We start from the raw sequence: 24,904 nt of genomic DNA, 5'->3' as shown, positions 1-24,904 counted from the left end.
TATATCAATAAAATCTATGTTGTAACTGAACCTCTGCCCTAACTCTGAGTTGTGCACAAACTTAGTGTGATTGGTATAACAATCAGACAAGTAGTAACCTAAAACGCCGATCATAGGATCGGCGTTTTAGCTATTCACTATTGACGTTTATGTTCGAAGCATCAACGTAATGTTTCAAAACATCACTTAATCAAACGTTAACGCGCTGGACATAATATCAAAATTGGTTTCAAGGACAGACTCACTCAACACTTCTTTCTGATCATTGATGATTTTCAATAAGGTTTTATCTTGCTTAGACTCTAAATGGAATTCATAGGTACCATCTTCTAAATCAATAACCCCAACATCTTCACCCCAGATACCGTCCCATAAGCTTGGATCATTGCGCTCATAGTTCACCATATAGACAAACTTAGATTCGTTAAGATCCGTTACGGAAAAATTGTACCTTTCGAAAAACTCCGGTAATAACTCCCAAAATTCCTGCTGCGGGTAATCAACCAAATAGGCCGCCTGGCCTTCTACTTCAGTCAAAGTAACCACCTTGCGATTGGCTTTTGCAAGACGCTGATCCCGAAGGTTTAATCGATATTCGTAGTCGACCTGTGCGGAAACGGCATTAATCATCGCCATCTCGATACGTTCTTTTTCAATCGGATCGATATCGCCATTTTTCTTCGATTGATACTCAATCAAATCGACATTCAAACCAACGCTACGTCCATGAGGTTTTGTCACCAAAGAATATTTAAAGCGCCAGCTTTCTGAAGTTTGTGTATCTTCCCACAACCAAAAGCCACTTTTAGTTTCCTGATGAAACCAATCAGACTCCAATTTGGTGTCTTGCTTTGAGGTCAGGCCTACGCCCTCTTCCTGCAAATAATTCTCGATAGCACTGACCACAACGTTTTCTAAGTCGCTGTCGTCATCAATTTTGTCAAACCAAATCTGCGCAGTCTTATCAAATTCATCAACCCGACTTCCCGATGCTAACGGCAATACCAGAGCCGGCGCACGGATATCCAATGCTTTGCCTATTGGGCCAGATGTGCCTTCTATCGCTGGTACGTCATATTCCGAATCCTTTGCCGGCTGGGTTAGGTGATTGGGAATGATTAACGCTTGGGGCACGTCTTGGTTGACGTAGTCAAATTCGCCTTTTGCCTGTTTGCGTGTTTCTACTGTACTGCAGGCGCTTACGGCCAAGGTCAGTAGTGAAAGATATAAAGTTCGGCGATTCATTAAAACTCCTGATGAATAAAGCCCGCAATTACTTGCTTGTTATTGCTTGTTATAGGTCTAGTGCCAGTGACGATTAAGTGCTAACGATGCCTGTTTGACAGGCTTAATTTGCCTACACATTCTTCGTCATGGGTAGAAGCTATCATCGATATAGGCGCTTACTTTAACATAATCAACGCTAAGTGAAAGCCCCAAAAAAACAACTAAATGGCAATTTAGTGGTCGTTATATCACTTATGTGAATGATAGAACATCCCTGCTAGCTATTTTGGACGAATACATAATCAATTAGTTCCCGATAAAAGTCGATTTAAACCACTCCATTACATACACTTACCTGATTTAATTGAATAACTGGGTTCGAATAATGTGTTAATATTTAGCAATAAATCTTCGGGCAACATTCAGCACTTGAAATGAATCAAAGTTTGGTATTTACGGCCATCGGCAAAGACAAAACCGGCATCGTCAGTGACTTAACAAAATTAGTCTGGCAATTTGGTTGTAATATTGATGACAGTCGAATGGGTATTTTTGGTGATCAGTTTTCGATCATTATGCTGGTTTCTGGGTCAAAGGCGGCGATCAACCAACTGGAAGTCAGGCTTCCCCTGCTCGCCCATTCCATGCAATTGTTAACCATCATCCAGCGCACGCACTCCCTGCACACTGACATCCATGTCGAGCAGGTAACGGTTGAGTTTAGCGGTAAAGACGCCCCTGGCATACTTAAAGAGGTAACCGAGTTTTTTGCCCGACGTGATCTCGATTTAATTTCACTTCGTTCCAATGCAGACAAAATTACGGAAAAAATTTCATCCCAACTCATCTTCAAATTTAATGACAAGACAGACTGGAAAACCTTAACACCCGATTTTAATCAATTGTGTCAGCGGCTCGGCATAATTGGCAAGCTCAATTACAGCTGACATTTACGTAACGTTAAAGGAAACAACTATGGTAAGCCCACTACAAGTCGGAGCAAAAGCCCCTTTATTTACTCTACCGGATCAAAACAATAACCCGGTGTCTTTAGCAGACTTTATCGGCAAGAAGAAAGTATTGATCTATTTTTACCCGAAAGCGATGACACCCGGTTGCACGGTACAAGCTCAGGAATTACGAAATCACAAAGACGATTTTGATAAGCTCGACACAGTCATTTTGGGCATAAGTCCGGATGAAGTTAAACGCCTGGATAAGTTTTGTCAGCGAGATGAGCTTAACTTCACCTTGCTTTCCGATGTGGATCACAAAGTTGCGGAAGACTTCGGAGTGTGGGGACTGAAAAAATTTATGGGTCGAGAATATGATGGTATTCATCGTTTGTCATTTCTGGTCGGCCTCGACGGCACTATCGAAACATTATTTGATAAATTTAAAACCAAAGACCATCACCAGGTAGTGCTCGATAGCATCAAATAGTACCGGTTAACGACAAAAAAACGCGTCAGTCGTGTCAGTGACTAACGCGTTTTTTACAATCTGATAGTAATGCTATTGCAGGAGCTTATTCCAACACGAGATCGTCAGATTTCGACGTCGATGGCCAGGCATTAACAACCGCCTTAACCAGCGTTGCCAGAGGTATCGCGAAAAACACCCCCCAAAACCCCCACAATCCACCAAACAATATGACGGCAATAATAATGGCGACCGGGTGCAGGTTAACCGCTTCGGAGAATAAAAACGGCACCAAAATATTGCCATCCACGGCTTGAATAATACCATACCAAAGAACCAGATAACCAAACTGAGCGCTAAAGCCCCACTGGAACAGGCCAACTAGAAAGACAGGAATGGTTACAACGGTTGCCCCGACATACGGAACCAAAACAGATAATCCAACCAGGGATCCCAGTAACACCGGATAGCGCAGCCCCAGTAACATAAATATGATCGTTGAGGTGATTCCGATAATTAAAATTTCTAAAACTTTACCACGAATGTAGTTGTGAATTTGCTGATGCATTTCCGCGCCAACCTGAGCGGTTAAACGACGCTCCTTGGGTAAGAAACGGATCACACTCTTAAGTAATTCATCTTTATCTTTTAAAAAGAAAAACACCATGATGGGTACCAATATCAGGTAAACCAACAAGGCGACGATATTTGACAGAGAATTAACCGATACTTCCAGTATTACCTGCCCCCATTGTAATAACTTATCTTTTATCGAACCGATTAACGTATCTATTTGTGATTCGGTCACAATCTCGGGATATTGCTGGGGCAATGTCATTAAGTAGTTATTACCTTTGCTGATCATATTTGGCACTTCCTGGACCAGATTACTGGTCTGCTGCCATAACACCGGCACTAAACCGAATATTGCGGTAAAGGCGACGATAGAAAATACCAGCATAACCAGCATCACCGATTTATTACGGTTAAGGCCAATCTTACTCACCCTTTGTACCGGTTGTTCCAGCAAAAATGCGATGGCAATTGCCACCATAATTGGCATTAACAGATCGGAAAAAAAGTAGAGGAGCGCAAAAGATAGCGACAAAAATAAAAACAGGGTAACCGCGTGGGGATCAGCAAACTTTTCTTTATACCACTGGGCGATATAATTAAACATCGAGCTCTCTCTTTAGAATTATAATTTCCATGACCTCATCGTGCAGAGGCATTAATGCGTATTCGAAACCAGCACTGGACAACCATTTAGGGATATCTTGTTTTGAACCTGAGTCAGAAATTATCAGACGCATTTTTTGCCCCGGTGATAACCGCCTGAGGGCGAGTTTGGTTTCGATTAACGGGCGCGGACATTTCCAGTCTCTGGCATCGAGAACTAAGGCGTATAACAAGCAAACCTCCGAACACTGTATATCATTTGATCTGCCTTTGAAACGCCAATATTATCAATATGCTGCAGAGAATAAAACCAGTGTACCCGTTACAACCAAATAATTCGCACAATAATTGTAAAATGAATTCATATCGGCGAATATAGCAAGCCTAACTCTGAGCAAGTTTAATACCGCAAAGCGTTGAACTATCCCGCCTGTCGGTGCTCTAAAAGTTTTAATCCGCATGATATCAAGGTTGTAGTTAGGGTATTAATGAATATTGCCTATAAAAAAACAAAAGTTTTCTTCTCCACTTTATTGTTAACACTTACCTTAGGTGGTGCAAGCCAGTCGATGGCGCAGCAAAACAAAAACCAACTTCCGGAAATTGGTACATCTGCGGTATCGACCTTATCATTGGACAAAGAACGTATCTATGGCGATGCCATGATGCGTCAGGTTCGTGCGAGTATGCCGCTCATTCAAGATCCGGTGCTTATCGAATACATTAATCATTTAGGTAATTCACTGGTTCGCAATGCTGACGGCGTGAATTACAAGTTTGATTTTTTCCTGGTCAATAATAAGGAAATTAATGCCTTTGCATTTTTTGGCGGTCATATTGGCGTCCACTCAGGGTTGCTTACCATGGCCGATAATGAGAGTGAGTTGGCCTCGGTACTTGCCCACGAAATCGCCCACGTAACTCAGCGACATCTGGCCCGTAAACTGGAAGCTCAGTCAAGAGCGACACCATGGACGCTAGCCGGCATGGTAACCGGTGTTTTGCTTGCTCTGGTGAATCCAGAAGCGGGTATGGCGGCACTGATGTCCGCCAACGCCGCCAGCGCTCAGGCAGGCATCAATTACACACGCAGTAATGAAAAAGAGGCTGACCGAGTCGGTATGGCCATCCTCGCCAATAGTGGTTTTGATCCCAACGGCGCGCCGGACTTTTTCAAAAAGATGTCAACAAAGTATCGTTATACCTCAAAGCCACCGGCGATGTTATTAACCCATCCACTGCCCGACTCCAGGATCACAGATTCGAGAAACCGGGCTCAGGCATACCCATCGAGATTATTGCCTGCCAGCCTTGATTTTGAGTTAGCCAAGGCGCGCTTACGTTCTCGATATTCAGGGGAGCCAGAAAATAATATCAAAATATTTACGGCGGAGCTTAGGCGCCAGAACTATCAATCCAAAGAAGCGACGGAATATGCGCTTGCGTTGTCTTATTTTGCCGATAAACAATACGATGCGGCGGAAGAGTTACTTACTGAATTACTGGTGAAACATCCGAATAATCTGTTTTTTGTTGATGGTTTAACCGACACTTACCTTGAACAGAAAAAGTACGATAAAGCACTTAACATGCTTGAACGATTGAACCTGCTAATGCCGAATAATCAGGTAGTGACATTAAATTATGCCAATAGCGCAATTTATGCCGAAAAATATGCCTTGGCGAACAATCTATTACAGGATTTTCTGATCTTGAATCCAGGTAATTTTATTGCTCATGATTTGCTCACCGAAACCTACCGAAAACAGGATAAACCGTCGCAGATGCACGCCAGTCAGGCAGAAGTTTATGCACTTTTAGGGCTCTACCCGAAAGCCATTGATGAGTTGCATACCGCTTATAACTTTGCCGATCAACAAACCTTGATGAAAAAGCGGATAAAAGCGAGAATCGTGCAGTTTCAGGAACAAGAAAATCAATTGAAGCGTTTGTAGGTCAACTGATCCACATTCCTATTTCCATCCGTTAGATATTATAAAGGACAATCATGAGTCAATATACGATTTATCATAACCCCAGATGTTCTAAAAGCCGCCAGACCCTGCAATTATTGCAAGATGCAAACGTTGACGTGGAAATCGTTGAATACTTGAAAGAGCCTTTGAATAAAGAGCAGCTCTTAGATGTTGCCAAGCGTCTGAACGTAACACCACTTGATATGATGCGTACCAAGGAATCTGAGTTTAAGGAACTTGGCTTAAGTAAAGACAGTCAGGCAGACGTGCTTGTGGATGCGATGGTATCTACCCCCAAATTAATGGAAAGACCCATTGTTGTATTTGGTGACAAAGCCTGTATCGGTCGTCCTCCTGAAAACGTCTTATCGTTAATTGAACAATAACCTAGCAGTATGAAATCCGCATGAGCAAACAAACCTTTTCGACCCCGACGTTAAAACGTATTGCCCTGACAGGCTATTTTGGCTTGCTGGTATTTATGCCATTGTGGCTGATGTATCTATCCCCTAGCGAAGGTCTGTCGCCGGTATTGTCCGTCGCAATGTTTGTGATCCCGCTATTGTTCCCATTGCCAGGAATGATAAAAGGAAACCCATACACATACGCCTGGGCAAATTTTATTGTGATGATCTATTTTCTCCATTCTCTGACGACCTTATGGGTATCACCAGAAGAACGTTTACTCGCTGTTGTTGAATTGCTGCTTGCTAGCATGATGTTTTTCGCCGGCACCTATTATTCGAAATATAAAGGCCAGGAACTGGGTCTAGGATTAAAAAAGAACGGTAAAGAAAAGAAATAACTGAGGTATCAACCAAAATGAAACTGAATCGACTGGCTTTATTTTTTATTAGTGTTCCAATCCTCTGCGCATGCGGTGGCGGTTCAGATTCCGACGATGGTTTTATGCCTCAGGATCCGATCACCGGTGATAATATCGTTTTAAACGATACCGTAATCGCCAAAGATAGCGCCGTCGAGTTAATTTTATTACTCAACCGACGCGACGTTAGTGAAATTCACTGGCAACAAACCAGCGGTGCCAGTGCTAATCTGGTTCATACCGAAGGTAAAGTGCTGGCCTTCACCGTGCCTGAGGCCGGTGATTATAGCTTTACCGTAGACTTTCGAAGTGACGGTCAAAGTTATCAGGACTCGGTAAGTTTTAGCGCGACATCCGACACCCCTACCCTGGTCGCGCGCCTTGGTCACAGTGTGGTTGAAGGCGGAGGCATATCACTTCGTGCATTTTTGGATGACTCTTATGCAGAGCAGGATGTTTCCTGGCAACAAACCAAAGGCCCTGATGTCAGCTTTAATGATCGTAATGAAAGCAACCGTGTGGCAATTTTAACCGCTCCACAAGTCAACCAGGATACGGTGATTGAGCTTGAAGCTTCGATGACAGATCCTAATGATGGTACGGTTTACACAGATACGGTATCTTTATTGGTCGAAAATACAGCAGGTATCGCCAATAACGCCTATTTTGATGACGCCCCACTGGCAACAGTATTTCCCTATAACAACGACGGTCCTTATCGGAATGAATTGGTCGATTGTGTGTACTCTAACCAACTAACTAGCTCCTGTCGGCTTTCTACCCTGCCTTTGTTGGCTCAGGAAACACTTAACCCAACCATTGATGATATTATGGACCGAGTTGTTGTCTCACATCGCTGGATGGGCGACAGATTTAAACAATATCTTCAGGCCTACGATAACTTCAACGATTTTAAAAACCTGTTGCGAGCAACAACCGCGATTGTTATTTCTTATGATGTCAGACCTTCTTTTTATTGGACGGTAACCGGAGCCATTTACCTGGATCCAAATTCTCTGTGGCTAACCGTTGACGAGCGCGATACCATCAATGAAGCGCCGGATTACCGGGCAGACTTTGGTCGCGATTTACAGTTTGTGATCCCATGGCGCTATACCAAAGACAACGAATACGTGAGTTTCTTTTTTGAACCTAATGACCGTGAAAACCGTCCTTTAGAAGACATTAAGTACGATTTAGCAGATTTGCTCTATCACGAATTAGCTCATGCTAATGACTTTTTGAGCCCTGCTGACTGGTCGTCGTTTTCAGCGTCGATGCGCATTCTCGATGCTGCAAATCAATACAGTGAAATTTCAGAGCGACTAAACAACATCTACCCCTTGTTAAGTCAGGAAATGCTCGGTCTTGCCGAAGTACGATTTTTGGGCGCTCAGGCAAACAGCACTCAACAAGCCTATCTACCGGCTGATGTTGCAGAATTTTACAAAAATGACGTCGCCAATGATTTTTACAATTACACCACAACGCGAGAAGATCTGGCGATCTTATTTGAAGAGACCATGATGGCACTGCGTTTTGATGTTCGCCGTGACACCGCAATAACCAATGTCCCCACAGGAGATGATATTACTGGCGATGATTACATCGTAACCTGGGGCCAGCGTGGCCGCGTAGCGGTCAACGATATCCTGCCCAGGGCTATTTATGTAACAGAGCGGTTATTGCCTGAATTTGATATCAACAATCACACCGGTGATTTGTTGCCCCCGGTATTAATGACACCAGGGCAATCCTGGATTGATAACCTTGAGCTGACCCCTGAAAATGGCGAACAACTTAGAAGTCGCCCAGAAGCTTTCTCTACATTCACAAGCAAACAGCCAGTGCTTTTCCAGAAATATGAGCCACATCTTCGCGCCGATCCGGAACAGTAGGGACTCCAAAATTGATTTAAAATAGGCCAGCTGCATTGGCCTTTTTTGTTTTCATAACAAACTTACAAGGCTAACTGTGTCGTGACGCAAAGTGAAAGCCAGAAAACGACATTTCGTCATACCTCCGCCGTCCGGTATCTCTCGGTATATGATTACGTTAAAGGTTTAGATTCCGGTTCGTAGACCGGAATGACGCAGGAAGTTTAAGTTGCAGTTTAGTCGACGGAATGACGTTGAAGGTGCGGTGTCGCCTTCCTTGCCTGAAATAACGTATCGTCATACCTCAGGCGCTCGGTATCTCTCGGTATATGATTACGTTAAAGGTTTAGATTCCGGTTCGTAGACCGGAATGACGTAAATGGCTTGGTTCAAAGGCCGAAATGACGTTGCAGGTGCGGTGTCGCCTTCCTAGCCTGAAATAACGTATCGTCATACCTAAGGTGTGGGGTATCTCTCGCGAGGATTTACTTCAAAAGTGTGCTTTTGATAAATGGAATGGTAATCTTGCGCTGCTCACGGATTGAGGCTTTGTCCAGAATGTCGAGGCTATCGATTAATGACGCCATATCCCTGGACAAACGATTAATCAGGTAACGAGCCGTTTCATCATTTAAATCAATACCCCGTAATTTGGCACGGTGGATCAACGCAGATACTTTTTCGTCATCCGTTAACGGTTTCGCCTGATCGACCATACCCCAGGTAATACGTGACAATAAATCCGGTAATCGTATGCCTAATTGTGCGGCACTATCGTTGCCACTTAAAATAATCTTTTTATCGTTCTCGATCACTCGGTTGTATAAATCAAATATTGCCCGTTGCCAGCAATTTGATTTCGCTATCAGCTGCAGGTCATCAAGGCAAATAACATCGACTTGCTCTAAATCCGCCAACACTTCAACCGACATATCGACCAATTCGGCCAATGGTAAGCACACAGAGCTATAGCCTAATTGACTGGCATAGGCGCAGGTCGCGTGCAGTAAATGAGATTTACCGACGCCTTTTTGACCAAACAGATAAAAACCGTGTGCGCTCTGGCTTTTCCCTTCAACAAACGCTTTCAGGTTGGCAATTAAGGGTTGTGGCTCAGAACAATAAAAACTGTTAAACGTTTCATCGTCTGGTAAATGAACTGCAAGAGGCAGCTGATTGTATTTCGACATCACCCCTTCCAAATAAACCGGCTAATCTGCTCTGACTGGCCTCGTTCAAGCGGGTCACTGCCTTCAACCAGCTTTCCTTCCAATTTTAGCGCCTGTTTAATTGCGGCTTCACTGGACAATAACGATAGATTGAACAGCATGGTCGAGCCTTGCACGGAAACCAGTTGAACGCTGGAAACTTGCGTCAAACTCTCCAAAAACGTTTTAACATCTTTAAATGTACTCATCGAATCAACATTTAAAATTTCAATCTTGGTAAAATTATTTGCCTCGGTGGAAACACTATACGAGTTCTGCTCATACAGAGATTGGGCTATACCATTTACCGCTTGGGTAACCAGCTCTGTATTGTCATTGCCTTCGTAGCGCATTGATGCGCGACGACCATTGACGAATAACGTCCAGTCGATGGCTTTCGCCTGGCTATCCGCTTGTTTCTTTGCAGAATCGAGTAATGAATTGTCCGATAGACGAACCACCACAATGGCTTCAGAATTATAGCGTGTAGAGGCTTGTGTCAAGGGTTGTTGAAATCGCCCCCAAACATCACCGGAGGATACTTCCATAGCATCGGTTAAATCCATCAATGGAAAGTTAACCGGCAAACCGTACATGCTGGCCTGCTCTTTAAAGTTAGCGACGACAGGCTCCGGCGAAGAATCGGCAATAATCGAACGACGATTGCCCTGTTCTTCAATAAACCAAACGGTAATGAGTGGTCGATGCTTCCCCCAAATTCCTACCTGTGCTTTTTGCAGCAGCAAATTGACTTTATCCTGATCAAAGTCAGCAATTAAATAGGTTTGGCGTTCCTGCTGGGCATAACTAAATTGACTTAAATAATTATCCGGACGGCGTAACGCTGAGGCCAAGGTGCTGCTACTGGCAACGGATTCGCTACCGGCGATTTTAACCAGCACTTGTCGAAATGCATCTCGCACTGCCTGTTGCCTGGATTGGGAAGACTGACTGGGAACACTCACCTGTCCCTGGTACAAATCATCAACCTGAACAGCATTCACTGTTGCCACGTTCAAGCCAACAAGTAAAAAACTTATGGTGATGCGTTTACACAAAATTTTTATCATTTTCATAGGGCGAATATTATCATAAAGACCAAGAATTTAACCAAGAAAAGAAAATATTTTCTCACAGAGATTTTAACCAGTGCGCTGCGCTGGTAGAATAACCGCAATTTTTACCAGTGTAACGAGGGGACTGTTGAACTTTGTTGTTTGTTTTATCGACAAACTGGCGGTGATTTCTACAAAATTCAATCGTATGTTGCGAATGGATACACTTGCATATTATGAAGTTTGAAGAAAATTGCAATCAATGTTTTACAAGCAGCACTCTGTGAACTTAACTTTTTGCAGGAATCAGAGTGATTAAGACAGACAAAGAAAGATCAATCCCCAAATGAACAGTCATTAAATAAGGGTTCGAAGTGAGCGAGCAGAAACAATCTCTTAGCTATAAAGATGCCGGTGTTGATATCGATGCAGGTAATGCCTTAGTTGAAAACATAAAAGGTGCGGTAAAACGCACACAACGCCCTGAAGTGATGGGTGGTTTAGGCGGTTTTGGCGCAGTATGTCAATTACCAGCAGGCTACAAAGAGCCAGTTCTTATTTCGGGGACAGACGGTGTCGGCACGAAACTTCGTCTTGCCATCGACCTGAAAAAGCACGATACCGTTGGTATCGATCTGGTAGCTATGTGCGTAAATGATCTGCTCGTGCAAGGTGCTGAGCCATTATTCTTCTTAGACTACTATGCTACCGGTAAGTTGGATGTTGACGTAGCATCTGATGTTGTTGCTGGCATTGCCGAAGGCTGTGTGCAATCTGGCTGTGCTTTAGTTGGCGGTGAAACGGCTGAAATGCCGGGCATGTATCATGCAGGTGATTATGACATCGCAGGTTTTTGTGTTGGCGTTGCTGAAAAGTCTGAACTTATCACGGGTGAAGACGTTGCCGCTGGCGACCAGTTAATCGCCCTTGCCTCTTCAGGCCCTCACTCAAACGGCTTTTCTTTGATTCGCAAAGTATTGGAAGTAAACAATACCGATACCAACGAGCTACTCGCGGGCAAGTCGATTGCTGAACACTTGCTTGAGCCTACTAAGATTTACGTTAAATCAACGCTTGCGCTGCTAAAAGACGTAAAAGTAAACGCCCTATCGCACATTACCGGTGGTGGTTTTTGGGAAAATATTCCCCGCGTATTACCAGCGGGTAGCAAAGCTGTAATCGACGGTTCAAGCTGGCAATGGCCTGAAATCTTCAACTGGTTAAGGGAAAAAGGCAACATCACTGAGCATGAGATGTACCGTACCTTCAACTGTGGTGTTGGTATGATCCTCGCGGTTCCTGCTGACAAGCTCGAACAAAGCCTGGAAATCTTAACAGCCAATGGCGAAAATGCTTGGCACATAGGTGCCATCGAAGACGCTGTGGAAGGTGATGAGCAGGTGGTAATTAAATAAATGTCTGGAAAAAAACGAATTGTCGTTCTGATCTCAGGCAGTGGTAGCAATTTGCAGGCAATCATCGATGCCTGCAATGCTGAGCAAGTCCATGGTGATGTTGTCGGGGTAATCTCCAACATAGCAGACGCGTACGGCTTAACCCGCGCCAAAAATGCAGACATCGCCAACGAAGTGTTATCTCACAAAGAATTTGCCAGCCGTGAAATTTACGATCAAAACCTGATTAAAAATATCGATACTTATCAACCTGATTTGGTCGTTTTAGCAGGGTTTATGCGTATACTCACACCAGAGTTTGTGCAACACTATCAGGGCAAATTGCTGAACATCCACCCTTCGTTGCTACCTAAATACCAGGGACTCAATACCCATCAGCGTGCGATTGATGCCGGCGATAAAACCCATGGCGTCAGTGTCCACTTTGTGACAGAAGAGCTTGATGGTGGTCCGGTGATATTGCAGGCAAAAGTACCGGTATTTGAAGAAGATACCGCATCTGACTTAGCGGCTCGTGTCCATGAACAGGAACATCGCATTTATCCACTTGTGGTGAACTGGTTTTGTCAGGATCGCTTAACAATGTCGGAAAATTGTGCCATCCTTGATAATAAGCCCCTGGCCGAAAACGGCTATGCCAATGAAGAATAAGGTGATTTATCGTAATTATTCGCAATAATTATTGAACTTCCCTTCATTGGTAGTTTCGAATCTATATACCGAAAGCTAATACCAATAAGGAGCGCTCATGACCTATCGTACCAAATTCTTTCTCACCCTGGTGTCGAGTCTGTCGCTCCTTTCCTTACCCACCCTTGCCAACCAGACTGCATCGGCTGAAACACGAGAAATCGTCAGTAAGATCCCCGATTTTGTCGCAAAATACAATATCGTTCACGGTGGAGACATCGTTGGTAAAGCCACCAGAGCCCTGGTCAATCATGATGATGGTTCAGTGGAGTTTAGCTATGAAACCAAAATCAAATGGATGATCCTCAAAGATAAACGCAAAGAAATAACCACCAATAAAATTGAAGATGGTCGGGTGATCCCGCTTACTTATGAATCCATTCGCGAAGGTACCGGTAAAGATAAGTATTATCACTGGCAGTTCGATAAAGAAAATTCGCAGGCAACGGATCTAAAAAAAGAAAAAACCGTGGATATCGACTGGCCGGAAGGATTGCAAAGCAAACTCAGCTTTCATCTACAATCCCGATTTAATCTCATCAATGGCGTTGACCGTTATCGCTTTCCTATCCTTTCCACGTCAGGAAAAGTTCGTGAATATGCGTTTGAATACGTTGGCGAAGAAGAACTTATGCTGCCCTATGGATTGGTCGACACTGTAAAATTGCGCCGCCGCAAGAATGATGAAAAAGTCACCTATGCCTGGTTTGCACCAAAGCTTAATTACCTGTTAGTTAAACTCCACCAAATAGAAGGCAGCTATCAACAAGTTCAGGCAGAGCTCGTCAGCCTGGACCAGACGGAAGAAGAAGCTGACGACGCCATAGCGCCAATTGAAGAACCCTAGCAAATAGGCTTTTTTGCTGTGTTCCAGTCTTCTAAATTAATAACTGTGTAACAACTAAATTCTGAAAATTTGTCACTTATCGGATAAGCCACCTAAGTCTTGCACATGTTGAATATCATGCTAAAGTTCAAATATATTCAAAACGTTAGCCCCCACCTAAAACAGAAGATATATGGACATATTGAAAAAACTCTTTGGATACTTGGTTCACCTGTATGTAAGTTTTTATTTTAGGAATAAAAATGTTTACGTTATTAGCGGACTTCGGCGTAGCGGCAATCATGCCTTGATAAATTGGCTTGCCAATTCGTTAGAGCGTTCAAGCGTTACTTTATCAAGCCTCAATTATCAGGTTTATCAAACTCATTCAGGAAAGACCATCTTACTAAATGAAGTAAACTTCTATGGCTGTATTTGGTTTATTAAAAGGATCCGTCAAATTAAGCCTTTATTAAAGCATGCAGACAATGTAGTAATCTCTCTGGAAGATTATTTGCCTGAGCCCAGAGATAAGTATGTCCCAGCAAAAGCTTATAAAATATCGGTTAAAAGAAAATTACTTAACATCATTGCCTCTCGGCTAACCCATTCTATAAAACAAGCTTCCGTTGGACTCGATCGAGGGGACATGAGAATCGACGAAAGGATAGTTGACTATAGACTCTGGCAAAATACAGTCAACGCCGATTGGCTTGTTTGGGATTTTGATTTATGGCTTACAAGCACGGGCTATCGAAAAAAATTTTTAAACAAACTTAATTTGCTAGATGACATCCAGCCTAAAATATCGATTCAAGGAGGGGGATCCTCATTTACTGGGAAAAGCTCGGCTCCGCAAGCACATGATTTAAACTCTCGCTGGAAACATATAGAATGGCCTGACAGAGTGATAAATCTGATTCGCAAGGATGCTAATCAACCCCTTTTGACCAATGAAGAATGGGAATTCATATCTACCTACGAAGCACCTAAGTAAATCACTAAGTCCTGATCACATACAAAGGTTAGTTTTCCTTGTAACGATAATCAGATCCAAGGCTATCCGAGATGGGATTAGATTAAGGGTCAGAGTCAATTATTAAAATATAATTTCTATATATTTCAAATGATTAAACCTCATTCCAGAATGACTCTGTCCCCTTAAACAAACCTTAAAGGGACAGAGTCATTCACTTATCAACCCTAACTCATTGATATTTATCACATTGATATAATGGTAATTGACTCTGACCCCATACGATTTAGTTGTTGGTGTGCTGTTCTATTACTTCTCCGAGCTTGAACAAGATTGCTTCGCCTTTGGCCATTTTGTGCCAGGATTCATCGTTGGTAAGCGGCTGTGTAGCAATAATCGTCACGACATCATTGGGGGTGGTTTCTTCTTTGAAATCTACCAACATTTCGGTATCGATGAGCTTTGCAGGACCAAACGGAGCCCGTCGGGTGATCCAATGCAATTTGGTATCGCAATAGCAAAATACAAATTCGCCATCGGACATAATGGTATTGAACACGCCATATTGATTGATTTTTTGGCACAATGCCGTCAGGGTATTGAACAATTCATCTGTCGGCGGTTTCTCACGGCCATAGGTGTTTATTAATTGTTCGAGGATAAAGCAAAAAATCTGTTCACTATCACTTTCCCCGACGGCTTCATGCCAGGAGGTCTCAAGGGCTTCTTTGTAGTCTTTGAGCTGACCATTATGAGCAAAGGTTATATTTCGTCCCCATAGTTGTCGTACAAATGGGTGGGTATTTTCCAGAGATATGCGGCCTACGTTTGCTTGACGAATATGACAAATCACGGCTTCACTTTTAATCGGATACTCTTTTACTAACCGGGCAACACGTGATGTTGCACTTGGTAAAGGGTCTCTGAATGTTCGACAGCCTTTGCCTTCATAGAAAGTAATCCCCCAACCATCTTTATGGGGTCCGGTTTTGCCCCCCCTTTCAATTAAGCCGGTAAAACTAAATACAATATCGGTTGGTACATTGGCACTCATTGCCAATAATTCACACATGGCTCACCTTTAGTATTGAAACTTGCACGTTAAATATATGAAAACTTTGCCTCTGAAATTTAACACTGTAAACACGTCATTTACACTTTTTATCTCTATTTTTCCAAAGAAGCTTAAAATAACCATTGAAAACCCGCCGCTTTATAATTATCCTTAGATAAGTGGTCTGACCTCATACAAGTTAAGGAGCTATTGTGGAGTATCTCATCTGGTGGGCAGCCTTTGCTGCTGTCACAACCTATCTGGCATATACCCGTGCATCTCTGGGGATGTTTACATTGGGTTATGCTGTATTGCTTTTAGCGGGCAATATTTTCGACGTTACCGGCTTGGTAAGCTGGGTAATCTTTGCTGCAATCGCCATACCATTGAATGTTTCAAGCATTCGCAAACAACTCATCAGTGGCAAAGTGCTGAACGTTTTCCGAAAAATCATGCCGGAAATGTCTACCACCGAGCGTGAAGCTATCAATGCCGGTACCACCTGGTTTGAAGCGGATCTGTTCAAGGGTGATCCAGACTGGCAGAAAATGCACAACTATCCGCAACCTCGCCTGAGTGCCGAAGAGCAAGCATTCCTGGATGGCCCGGTTGAAGAAGTCTGTCGCATGTGTGATGACTGGGAAACCACTCACGAGCTAACCGATCTTACGCCAGAAGTCTGGCAATATCTCAAAGATCATAAATTCTTTGCGATGATCATCAAAAAGCAATATGGCGGTTTAGAATTTAGCGCCTACGCACAATCTCGCGTATTGCAAAAACTTTCCAGTGTATCAGCCGTACTTTCCAGTACTGTTGGTGTACCAAACTCCTTAGGACCAGGTGAATTACTGCAACACTATGGTACTAAAGAACAACAAGACCATTATTTGCCGCGTCTTGTTACCGGGGAAGAAATTCCATGTTTCGCCCTGACTTCTCCGGAAGCAGGTTCTGATGCCGGTGCAATTCCAGATTACGGGATTGTTTGTAAAGGCGAGTTCGAAGGTAAAGAGGTGTTGGGCATGCGCCTTACCTGGAACAAGCGTTACATAACACTGGCACCAGTTGCGACCATTTTAGGTCTGGCGTTTAAACTGCGCGATCCTGACGGCCTGATCGGTGATACCGAAGAATTGGGTATTACCTGTGCATTGATCCCAACCGATATTGACGGTGTGGTCACTGGTCGTCGTCATTTCCCATTGAACGTGACCTTCCAAAATGGTCCAACTCAGGGTAAAGACGTTTTTGTGCCACTTGATTTCATCATCGGTGGTAAAGAAATGGCTGGTCAGGGCTGGCGCATGCTAGTTGAGTGTTTGTCGGTTGGTCGTGCAATCACCCTTCCTTCAAACTCAGCCGGTGGTGTAAAAACGGCGGCTTTGGCTACTGGTGCTTACGCACACATTCGTCGCCAGTTCAAACTGCCTATTGGCAAAATGGAAGGTATCGAAGAAGCCATGGGTCGTATTGGCGGAAACGCTTACCTGATGGATGCGGTAACAACGATGTCTACCGGTGCCATCGATTTAGGCGAAAAACCGTCGGTAATCTCGGCAATCTGTAAATATCACCTAACCGAGAAAATGCGCGAATGCATCAACGATGCGATGGATATTCATGGTGGTAAAGGCGTATGTTTAGGGCCAAACAACTACCTGGGCCGTGGTTATCAAGGCGCACCGATTGCTATCACAGTAGAAGGCGCAAACATTCTGACTCGCAACATGATTATTTACGGTCAGGGCGCAATCCGCTGTCATCCTTATGTATTGGCGGAAATGGAAGCTGCAGCGAATCCAGATTTTAATAAAGCGTTAGACGATTTTGATGCGGCATTGTTTGGTCACGTTGGTTTTACCATCTCTAACATGGTTCGCTCAATCTGGTTCTCACTAACGGGAGCTCGCTTTAAGAAATCACCATATAACGATAAAACCAAGCGTTATTATCAGTTGTTAACACGTTTTAGCTCTAATATGGCCTTCCTGTCAGATTTTTCAATGGCAGCGCTGGGTGGCGACTTGAAACGTCGTGAGCGTATCTCTGCGCGTCTTGGTGATATTCTGAGTTACATGTACTTAGCGTCTGCAACGTTGAAGCGTTTTAACGATGAAGGTCGTCAAAAAGAAGACGAAGCGTTAATGATGTGGGCCGTTGAAGATAGCTTGTACAAGACTCAACAAGCCATAGACGAGTTAATCAGTAACTTCCCAAATCGTGTATTTGCCGCTTTATTCCGCGTTGTGGTATTGCCATTTGGTAGTCACTTGAGCAAGCCTTCAGATAAGCTTGATCATAAGATTGCCAGAATCTTGCAAACTCCAGGCGCTGCTCGTGACCGCTTAGGTGCAGGTCAGTACCTGAATAAAGAAGATGGAAACATCATAGGCAAGCTTGAATTAACGCTAGACAACGTAATCAAGAGTGAAGCGATTCTAGCCAAGATTTCTAAGCAAGCTGGTAAGCGTATCCCGCTTATCAACCTTGATAAGCTTGCGGAAGAAGCGCTCGAGAATGGCTGGATTGATGATACCGAAGCACAACAGCTTCGCATCACCGAAGAAGGTCGTTTGCAAACCATCAATGTTGATGATTTCGACCCCATTGATTTAGTTGTTGATAAAGAACGTCATCTGAAAATCAAAGAAGGCAAGACATCCGTTAAAGCAGCATAATCTGCTTTAACAACTCAAAAGGCGCATCTTGCGCCTTTTTTTTATGTCTTATCAAAACGTTAATGACAAACTTTTCTTATAGGACTGAATTGGTTACTATGATTTTCGTAACTAATAAAGACAACAAAAGAGAGTCAACATGCGCGCTATTCCGTTGAAGCTTATCGCCTTAATTTTATTACTAACCGGTTGTTCTAACATTCGTATTTCCAGCAATAGTGGAGAATGGGTGGAAACAGGATTTCGCGCGGGAAAAGTTGAAACATACAGCTTCGAAGAATTAATGAGCTACAACCACAGATACTTAGGATCTCTCAACGAAGAATACTGTCATACCGACAACATAGAGCCTGCGCCTTCGTTTAAACATCTGGAAAGACAATTGAAAGCCGATACTCAGGAGCTGGGTGGCAACGCCATTGTCTTAGCCCCATGCGAAAGGCTCCGCAATTACGGTAGCTGCACAACATTGTTGCGGTGCCATGCAGGTGCTTATGTAATCGACTTCGATGGGGTTTAACCATCAAAAAAGGCGCTTAATTAGCGCCTTTTTGCAATCTGAATGGCATTACAAAGAGTTCAGGATTAAGATAACTGCTGCCTATTCTAACTTACCTGCGTTTCTGCAAATTCTTTAAACTGCTCCATATAACGATTCGACTGTTTCTTAAACATACCCGGCATTAACATCATCATTAATTTCACAAAACCACTGCATTTAAACTCATTTTTCACGATCCATCGAGTTTGGTTTTCCGATAACGGGATAAAGGTATTGTCCACCAAATTCCAGACATTATCCGTTTCATAAACACCACTGAACTGCTGTGGTAGCTGTTTAACCGTAATGGTTTCGGTCATCGCAATTTCTTTATTCCCCATGCGATACAATAATCTCGATTCAGTCCCCTCTTCTCCTGGAACACCACTAATGGTTTCGAAGCTGATCAGATCTGGCTGCCACTTTTTTAAATTGTGAGGGTTGTCGAACAGCTCTATAACTCTGTCGACGGGCAACGCAATATCGATTTCCAATGTGTATTTCATTCCATTAAGCCTTTCAATGTTATGATTTAACTATATAGTAAGATCCTCAATGCTACCGAGAAATTCCACACCTATATCGTTGCTTAAACGAATCCCTGCAACTTAGTACTATGCTAAAGGTGCTGTACTAACCGGCGTAATATTTGAGGTGAAGGATGACCAACAACAGGTTGTCGTCAATATAGCCTTAACGCTTTTGGTTAATACTTAATTTCGAACGCGAGCCTGACCGTTCTTGGTTCTATTGGGTGAAAATGAACATCTTCTACCCCGATACTTTCCGCCATTAATTTTGACTCATAAAAATAATCAATGTCGTGATCGCGGCTGTTAAACAAATTAAAAACATCGACGGAGACTCGCCAATTATTGTTGTCATAGCCTATCCGTGTATTCCAGCTAGCCGTCTTGCCTGAATACTCGCTACCATCTTCCGTTAGCGGCCGCTTACCAAAATAGCGAAAACGTAAACTACCAAACCAAGACTCGTCCATATGCAGATTTAGTCCGGCTTGAATGACATCTTTGACGGCGCCAGGAATTTGATTACCCTCTGTAGAGCTACCTTGAAAACTTGCATCGGTATAAGCGTATTCAAAATCGGTACTTAGGAATGGCGTAAAGTAATAGTAAGCCACCCACTCTATCCCTTGACGCCTGGAAGGTCTGGCAACCTCGGTGTTGCCAGCATCACCGACAAACAGTAGTTCACTATCAAGGTCCAGCCGCCACAATGCCAGCGACGTATTGATGGTGTCTCCAATAAATCCACGGATCCCTAGTTCATAATCGGTAGAGCGTACTAACGGATCGACGGTGTCGGCCATAGTTCCATCAATCGGATCAATGGTAATCGTCGTTCCCCTGGCATCATTTGAATGAAAGCCCTGTCCCGCAGAAGCATAGCCTTCCCAACCCTCAGTGAAATCATAAATCACGCTGGCTTTTAACGACAACAGGTCATCGCTGGCGGTTCCATCGTTGGCACTTAAATCAATACCAAAGCGATTGATACCGGCGGTATCAGAAACATCAAAATTCAGGTAATCGTAACGTAAACCAATAACCGTTCGAAAATCATCCATCCAGTGAATGCTATTCTCCCAATAGGCGCTTGTGTTGAATTGCTCTATTTCATCACTGCGGGTTACACCAAGTCGTTTGCGTGCTTGCGTCTGATACAGGCCAACCTCATCGATGTCATCATATCGATACTCAAAGCCTACACGGTTGCTACTCGGGTATTGACCAACAGCAAATTGAAACTGATATTCAAGCTGACCACCATACAAATGTCGCTGATCGACCTGCTCAAACTGATCGCCATTGGTTTCGTCATCAAGAAAATAGGTAAAATTGGACCAAAGATTCAAATCATAGGAAATCACATAGGCCGAACCACGCCACTGATCTGTGATCCAACTTGCACTCAAGCTATAACGGCTGGATTCACCACCAACGCTATCGTCAATTGAACCCAAGTCGTCAATAAAACCTTGTGTTACGGCTCTCGTTGGTATTTGATCGGCGCTATTCCATTGATTCTGATATGCCATTAATGAAAACGACAACTTGCCATTTTGCAATGCCTGCTCGTGTTTAAGCAGTACGTTAAACTTTTCAATATCTTCGTCGATATCCGTCCAGGGACCATCGTAATAATGACCTTCAACAGCAAACATTGTATTACTACGTTGCCCTGTAACGGCATTCATCAGTAAAGCCCGCTGATATCCATTCTCCCCTAAGCCTAAACTAGCGACGTTATGGTTAAGGGTACTCGCGGTTGTCATATGAACACCACCAGCACCGCTAAAATCGCCAATATCTGCGTAATACGCGCCTTTTTTATAGGCCAGTTTTCCGATGGTCTCAGGAATGACAAAGTTAAGATCGGTGTAGCCCTGTCCATGTCCATGGCTACGAAGATTCACGGGCATACCATCAACAAACGTCGCAAAATCAGTGCCGTGATCTAAATTAAAACCACGCAAAAAATACTGATTTGCTTTGCCACTGCCACTGTGTTGCGTAACAACCATACCTGGAACCAACTCCAAAACATCGCCGGTTCTGGACAAGGGTCTGATATGTATTTCTTGTTGCCCCACCACACCTTCAGATGCGGTTACCGCACTGCCTGACAGGTTAACCTGGCGTCCTTCAACGATGATAGTTTCGATATCTTGTTCAAACGTATAAGCGGCTGAGGAAAATTGTGACATAGCCAAAAAGATAAAAAACGTTTTCATTTAACATCCATGTCTTTAGTTAGGGATTATCCAGGAAAAATCCAATAGATTTATACAGTTGCATTAAAATATAGGACACGCTTTAAGATTAATACAGTCGATGAATCCTCGGTAAAAAAATTGAGCGTAATTATTGATTCTAAAAATTTGTGGATAAGAACGTAAGATACGCGCATTGATACACCTATGCTTAAACTTCAAAGATCTAAGTGCAAATATCTAGGCTCTAACCGCTTAGCTAAGCTCAAATAAAACAAATAAAAGGTGTTACGACAAATGAGCGATAATCGGGTATCAGCCTGCAAATAAACGGCTTAACATTCGCGCGATTTACCGTCATCAATCATTTTTCGGCAATAATCTCGATTGGCGCCACCAGATTTTGAGAAATATTTTCAAGCATATTGTTCATTTTCAATGGTGCTTTATCGCCCATCAATAAATGTAGGCCTAATGGTGGAGGGCCTCCCGCATTTGCAATCCGAGTCTGAAGTTCTGAAAAAAACTGTAAAGCAAACGCTCGTCGATTGGTTTCTTTAATGACATGAAATCCCGCTGATTGTAGCGCTGAAAGGTATTCTGGTAGCGATGCCACCGAACTACCACCCGGTTCACTTGCCCAGGGAACCGGAAATTTTAACGCCCCCTTATTGACCCTCATAACATCATAGATACCTAACTTACCGCCGGGTTTTAATATCCGGAAAAGTTCAGTCGCTAATGTTTTTTTATCTGCGATGTTCATGCCCACATGCATTAAATAGACTCTGTCGTAACTCTCATTTTCGTCACTCAATGCCAAGGCATTTTCAACCTTAAGCTGAACCTTGTTTGTTAGCCCTACCCACGCACAAAGTGTGTTGCCGGTGTCAACGAACTCCTGAGTCAAATCGATACCTGTGACCTGACATCCGTATTGCTGAGCGACAAAACGACTGCTTCCTCCTAATCCACAACCAACATCAAGTACCTTATGAGTTGGGTCAATATTGAGCTGGCTCAGAAACGCCTGTGTCGCCATCCGACCACCGATATGAAATTCATCTACCGGGGCCAAATCATCGACCGAGACGTCACTGACGGATTTTCCGAGTTTTTCGACACCAGACTGAATCGTTTCAATCAAGCTCCCATGCGTGTAGTGTTGAGTGACAATATTATGACTAGGCATCTAAATTCCCTCCTGCGGATAGTTTAGATTAACCTGGATAAGCGGGCAAAAATAGCCGATTTAAACTGTCAATCGAAAGGCGTTTTGCTTTAGTATAATGTTTCACTGATTGGTACGAAAATAAAGGCGTTCAATGAACAAAATAGAACGAAAAAAAGTGACGTTAATGAATGGTGCCACACCATTTGAGCCATTAGCAAACCTGACTAACCGGCTAGGCAGCGCACAATTATTTATTAAGCGGGATGATTGTACCGGGCTTGCCACCGGCGGCAATAAAACCCGCAAGCTTGAATACCTTATTGCTGATGCCCTACAGCAAAATGCGACAGTGTTAGTCACCATTGGCGGCATTCAATCGAATCACGCTCGGCAAACCGCGGCTGCAGCCAATAAATACCAATTAAAATGTGCGCTGGTACTTGAAAAGGTCGCGGGAACTGGCGGTGAAGATTATCTGCATAGTGGCAACCTATTGTTGGACAACATTCTCGGGGCTGACACGTTTATCGTCCCAGATAACGAGGACAGCCTGAACCATGCAATGTCTCTTGTTGAACAACTCAAAGCGCAAGGTGAAGTGCCCTATTTTATCACTGTTGGCGGCTCTGATCCGATTGGCGCCTGTGGGTATGTGGAGTGTGCATTTGAGCTAATGGAACAATGTGAACAGCAGCAAATTAAGTTAGATGCATTAATTCATGCCACTGGCAGTGCCGGAACCCAAGCCGGATTAATCGCCGGCATGGAGCTTTTAGATGCTGATACGCGGGTTATTGGCGTATGCGTGAGTAAGCCCGAAGCTGCGCAACGACAATTAATCATCAATTTATTGGAACCCATGAGCGAAGCTTTAGGTTTTAATTTACAATCCGCGATAAAACGCATTGAAATTAAAGATCAGTATTATGGTGAGGGTTACGGGATCCCGACGGATTCAATGGTTGAAGCGGTAAAAACCCTAGCGAGGCAGGAGGCAATTTTGCTCGACCCTGTTTATACAGGAAAAGCCATGGCCGGTATGTTGGATATGCTGAAAAAGGGCGAATTTTCAGATACTGAAAATGTCGCCTTTTTACATACTGGCGGCAGTGTTGGCTTATTTGCGTATAAAGATTGGTTTAAATAGTAATTAGGGTTAGATCTTGAGTTTCGAAAAATTTCCGTTTCCATCGTGGCTGTACTACAAAATCATTGATAAAAATAAACCAACTAACTTATTTTCATGAATCAAGATCTGACCGCGTCTATTAAAAATTGCCAATTGATCGAGTTAATTTTCACGCTTCCCTAGCAGAACCTAAACCCTTATTTGTATGAGGCAGAAGTTACTACCCCAGTTTTATCAAAATTAATGTCACAAGAGATGATGTGAAAATGAAGCGTACTACTATGAACAACGCGTTTACCCGATTCGGGACTGTCCACTTGGTAGGCAGATAAGTTCGCGGTATCCAATTGTTTGATAACATCTGAATAACTATCCCCTTGTTTGAAATTACTACAGAGGAAATAAATTTCTTTGCGCGCCTCATCCGCAAAAAAGGCGAATACAGCGACCAAAATAACGCTTATACCAATCCCATTAAGTTTGTGCACAACTCAGAGTTAGGGCCGAGGTTCATTTACAACATAGATTTTATTGATATAGTCATTCTATATTAATGAAATATAGGGCAGTAAATGGGCCTCTCACTAACTCCCTACGGGTGAGTTTTAAAGGCGTTTATCCTGCGTTACTGATTTTGACAATGGAGTGACCATTCTCTGCAATCAAAGCCTTGTCTAAACGCCTTTAAATTCTCACTGAGTGAGCAATAATTTAATGGGATTGGTATTATCGCGGTGGCGAAGAGTATTCGACGAGATTTGATTTTCATGTTTGCGTTATCCCTAATACAAATAGTGACAAAAGCGGCTAAAGATTATTAACGTTTTAATTTTACTAATAGTAAAAACAACCATTTACATCCTCTTCCTGTGTTATTCCTTAACATAACTTTTTTTAAAACAACTTCAAAA

General features: G+C 43.3%; 22 protein-coding genes. 13 read left to right on the top strand and 9 right to left on the bottom strand.

Annotated elements, in window-relative coordinates:
* Window positions 1-186: 186 nt before the first annotated feature.
* Window positions 187-1,245 carry an outer membrane protein assembly factor BamC gene (gene bamC, locus ACHUFQ_RS06915; RefSeq protein ID WP_394174217.1) on the bottom strand — a complete coding sequence of 353 codons (1,059 nt, stop codon included), beginning with the start codon at window positions 1,243-1,245 and terminating at the stop codon, window positions 187-189.
* Window positions 1,246-1,661: 416 nt separating this feature from the next.
* On the opposite strand from bamC, the gene ACHUFQ_RS06910 reads away from it, so the two are divergent.
* Both ACHUFQ_RS06910 and bcp read left to right on the top strand, forming a co-directional pair.
* Window positions 1,662-2,174, top strand: coding sequence for a glycine cleavage system protein R (locus tag ACHUFQ_RS06910; RefSeq protein WP_394174215.1), 513 nt, complete (start codon window positions 1,662-1,664; stop codon window positions 2,172-2,174).
* A gap of 28 nt (window positions 2,175-2,202) precedes the next feature.
* Window positions 2,203-2,670 carry a thioredoxin-dependent thiol peroxidase gene (gene bcp / locus ACHUFQ_RS06905; RefSeq protein WP_394174213.1) on the top strand — a complete coding sequence of 156 codons (468 nt, stop codon included), beginning with the start codon at window positions 2,203-2,205 and terminating at the stop codon, window positions 2,668-2,670.
* A gap of 85 nt (window positions 2,671-2,755) precedes the next feature.
* Here bcp and ACHUFQ_RS06900 read toward each other — a convergent pair whose 3' ends face one another.
* Both ACHUFQ_RS06900 and ACHUFQ_RS06895 read right to left on the bottom strand, forming a co-directional pair.
* A complete protein-coding gene (locus tag ACHUFQ_RS06900) occupies window positions 2,756-3,829 on the bottom strand; it encodes an AI-2E family transporter (protein ID WP_394174211.1) in 1,074 nt (357 codons plus the stop codon).
* Window positions 3,822-4,061 (bottom strand): sulfurtransferase TusA family protein, encoded by a 240-nt coding sequence (locus ACHUFQ_RS06895; protein ID WP_394174209.1) that lies wholly within the window; start codon window positions 4,059-4,061, stop codon window positions 3,822-3,824. Before ACHUFQ_RS06895 ends, ACHUFQ_RS06900 begins: the two co-directional genes overlap by 8 nt.
* 255 nt (window positions 4,062-4,316) lie before the next feature.
* Here ACHUFQ_RS06895 and bepA point away from each other — a divergent pair, with 255 nt between their 5' ends.
* Genes bepA through ACHUFQ_RS06875 form a run of 4 tightly spaced genes read left to right on the top strand, consistent with a single transcriptional unit; the run spans window position 4,317 to window position 8,528 of the window.
* Window positions 4,317-5,783: a beta-barrel assembly-enhancing protease gene (gene bepA / locus ACHUFQ_RS06890; RefSeq protein ID WP_394174207.1), complete on the top strand. Its 1,467-nt coding sequence runs from the start codon at window positions 4,317-4,319 to the stop codon at window positions 5,781-5,783.
* Between the two features lie 53 nt (window positions 5,784-5,836).
* Window positions 5,837-6,190, top strand: coding sequence for an arsenate reductase (glutaredoxin) (gene arsC / locus ACHUFQ_RS06885; RefSeq protein ID WP_394174206.1), 354 nt, complete (start codon window positions 5,837-5,839; stop codon window positions 6,188-6,190).
* A 20-nt stretch (window positions 6,191-6,210) separates the two neighbouring features.
* Window positions 6,211-6,609: a DUF2069 domain-containing protein gene (locus ACHUFQ_RS06880; protein ID WP_394174204.1), complete on the top strand. Its 399-nt coding sequence runs from the start codon at window positions 6,211-6,213 to the stop codon at window positions 6,607-6,609.
* Window positions 6,610-6,626: 17 nt separating this feature from the next.
* The gene (locus tag ACHUFQ_RS06875) at window positions 6,627-8,528 is read left to right on the top strand and encodes a hypothetical protein (protein ID WP_394174202.1); all 1,902 of its coding nucleotides are present in this window, start codon (window positions 6,627-6,629) and stop codon (window positions 8,526-8,528) included.
* Window positions 8,529-8,992: 464 nt separating this feature from the next.
* Here ACHUFQ_RS06875 and hda read toward each other — a convergent pair whose 3' ends face one another.
* Both hda and ACHUFQ_RS06865 read right to left on the bottom strand, forming a co-directional pair.
* Window positions 8,993-9,697 carry a DnaA regulatory inactivator Hda gene (hda, locus tag ACHUFQ_RS06870; protein WP_394174200.1) on the bottom strand — a complete coding sequence of 235 codons (705 nt, stop codon included), beginning with the start codon at window positions 9,695-9,697 and terminating at the stop codon, window positions 8,993-8,995.
* Window positions 9,697-10,728, bottom strand: coding sequence for a DUF2066 domain-containing protein (locus tag ACHUFQ_RS06865; protein ID WP_394174198.1), 1,032 nt, complete (start codon window positions 10,726-10,728; stop codon window positions 9,697-9,699). The genes hda and ACHUFQ_RS06865 overlap by 1 nt, the downstream gene beginning before the upstream one ends.
* A gap of 416 nt (window positions 10,729-11,144) precedes the next feature.
* Between ACHUFQ_RS06865 and purM the strand changes: the two genes are divergently transcribed.
* The 4 genes from purM (at window position 11,145) to ACHUFQ_RS06845 (ending at window position 14,698) form a co-directional block, all read left to right on the top strand.
* Window positions 11,145-12,185, top strand: coding sequence for a phosphoribosylformylglycinamidine cyclo-ligase (gene purM / locus ACHUFQ_RS06860; protein ID WP_394174197.1), 1,041 nt, complete (start codon window positions 11,145-11,147; stop codon window positions 12,183-12,185).
* On the top strand, window positions 12,186-12,836 hold the full coding sequence (purN, locus tag ACHUFQ_RS06855) for a phosphoribosylglycinamide formyltransferase (protein ID WP_394174195.1): 651 nt from the start codon (window positions 12,186-12,188) through the stop codon (window positions 12,834-12,836).
* 97 nt (window positions 12,837-12,933) lie between these two features.
* The gene (locus ACHUFQ_RS06850; protein WP_394174193.1) at window positions 12,934-13,722 is read left to right on the top strand and encodes a DUF3108 domain-containing protein; all 789 of its coding nucleotides are present in this window, start codon (window positions 12,934-12,936) and stop codon (window positions 13,720-13,722) included.
* Window positions 13,723-13,894: 172 nt separating this feature from the next.
* Window positions 13,895-14,698, top strand: a complete 804-nt coding sequence (locus tag ACHUFQ_RS06845; protein WP_394174191.1) for a hypothetical protein — start codon at window positions 13,895-13,897, stop codon at window positions 14,696-14,698.
* A gap of 265 nt (window positions 14,699-14,963) precedes the next feature.
* Here the strand turns inward: ACHUFQ_RS06845 and ACHUFQ_RS06840 are convergent, their stop codons facing one another.
* Window positions 14,964-15,749 carry a class II glutamine amidotransferase gene (locus tag ACHUFQ_RS06840; protein WP_394174190.1) on the bottom strand — a complete coding sequence of 262 codons (786 nt, stop codon included), beginning with the start codon at window positions 15,747-15,749 and terminating at the stop codon, window positions 14,964-14,966.
* Window positions 15,750-15,943: 194 nt separating this feature from the next.
* On the opposite strand from ACHUFQ_RS06840, the gene fadE reads away from it, so the two are divergent.
* On the top strand, window positions 15,944-18,412 hold the full coding sequence (fadE, locus tag ACHUFQ_RS06835; protein ID WP_394174188.1) for an acyl-CoA dehydrogenase FadE: 2,469 nt from the start codon (window positions 15,944-15,946) through the stop codon (window positions 18,410-18,412).
* Between the two features lie 139 nt (window positions 18,413-18,551).
* Window positions 18,552-18,932, top strand: a complete 381-nt coding sequence (locus ACHUFQ_RS06830; RefSeq protein ID WP_394174186.1) for a hypothetical protein — start codon at window positions 18,552-18,554, stop codon at window positions 18,930-18,932.
* Between the two features lie 86 nt (window positions 18,933-19,018).
* Here ACHUFQ_RS06830 and ACHUFQ_RS06825 read toward each other — a convergent pair whose 3' ends face one another.
* The 3 genes from ACHUFQ_RS06825 to ACHUFQ_RS06815 all read right to left on the bottom strand — a co-directional run bounded on the left by ACHUFQ_RS06825 (window position 19,019) and on the right by ACHUFQ_RS06815 (window position 22,882).
* Window positions 19,019-19,459, bottom strand: coding sequence for an SRPBCC family protein (locus ACHUFQ_RS06825; RefSeq protein ID WP_394174184.1), 441 nt, complete (start codon window positions 19,457-19,459; stop codon window positions 19,019-19,021).
* A gap of 200 nt (window positions 19,460-19,659) precedes the next feature.
* Window positions 19,660-21,711, bottom strand: coding sequence for a TonB-dependent receptor (locus ACHUFQ_RS06820; protein WP_394174183.1), 2,052 nt, complete (start codon window positions 21,709-21,711; stop codon window positions 19,660-19,662).
* 343 nt (window positions 21,712-22,054) lie between these two features.
* Window positions 22,055-22,882, bottom strand: coding sequence for an SAM-dependent methyltransferase (locus tag ACHUFQ_RS06815; protein ID WP_394174181.1), 828 nt, complete (start codon window positions 22,880-22,882; stop codon window positions 22,055-22,057).
* Between the two features lie 133 nt (window positions 22,883-23,015).
* Here ACHUFQ_RS06815 and ACHUFQ_RS06810 point away from each other — a divergent pair, with 133 nt between their 5' ends.
* Entirely contained in the window at window positions 23,016-24,011 is a 996-nt protein-coding gene (locus ACHUFQ_RS06810; protein ID WP_394174179.1) for a D-cysteine desulfhydrase family protein, read from the top strand.
* Window positions 24,012-24,904 lie beyond the last annotated feature (893 nt).

The organism is Thalassotalea litorea, from assembly GCF_043642205.1.
GTDB classification, from domain to species: domain Bacteria; phylum Pseudomonadota; class Gammaproteobacteria; order Enterobacterales; family Alteromonadaceae; genus Thalassotalea_A; species Thalassotalea_A litorea.
Note: the sequence above shows the minus strand (reverse complement) of the source record. Positions and strands in the feature narration are given on the sequence as shown.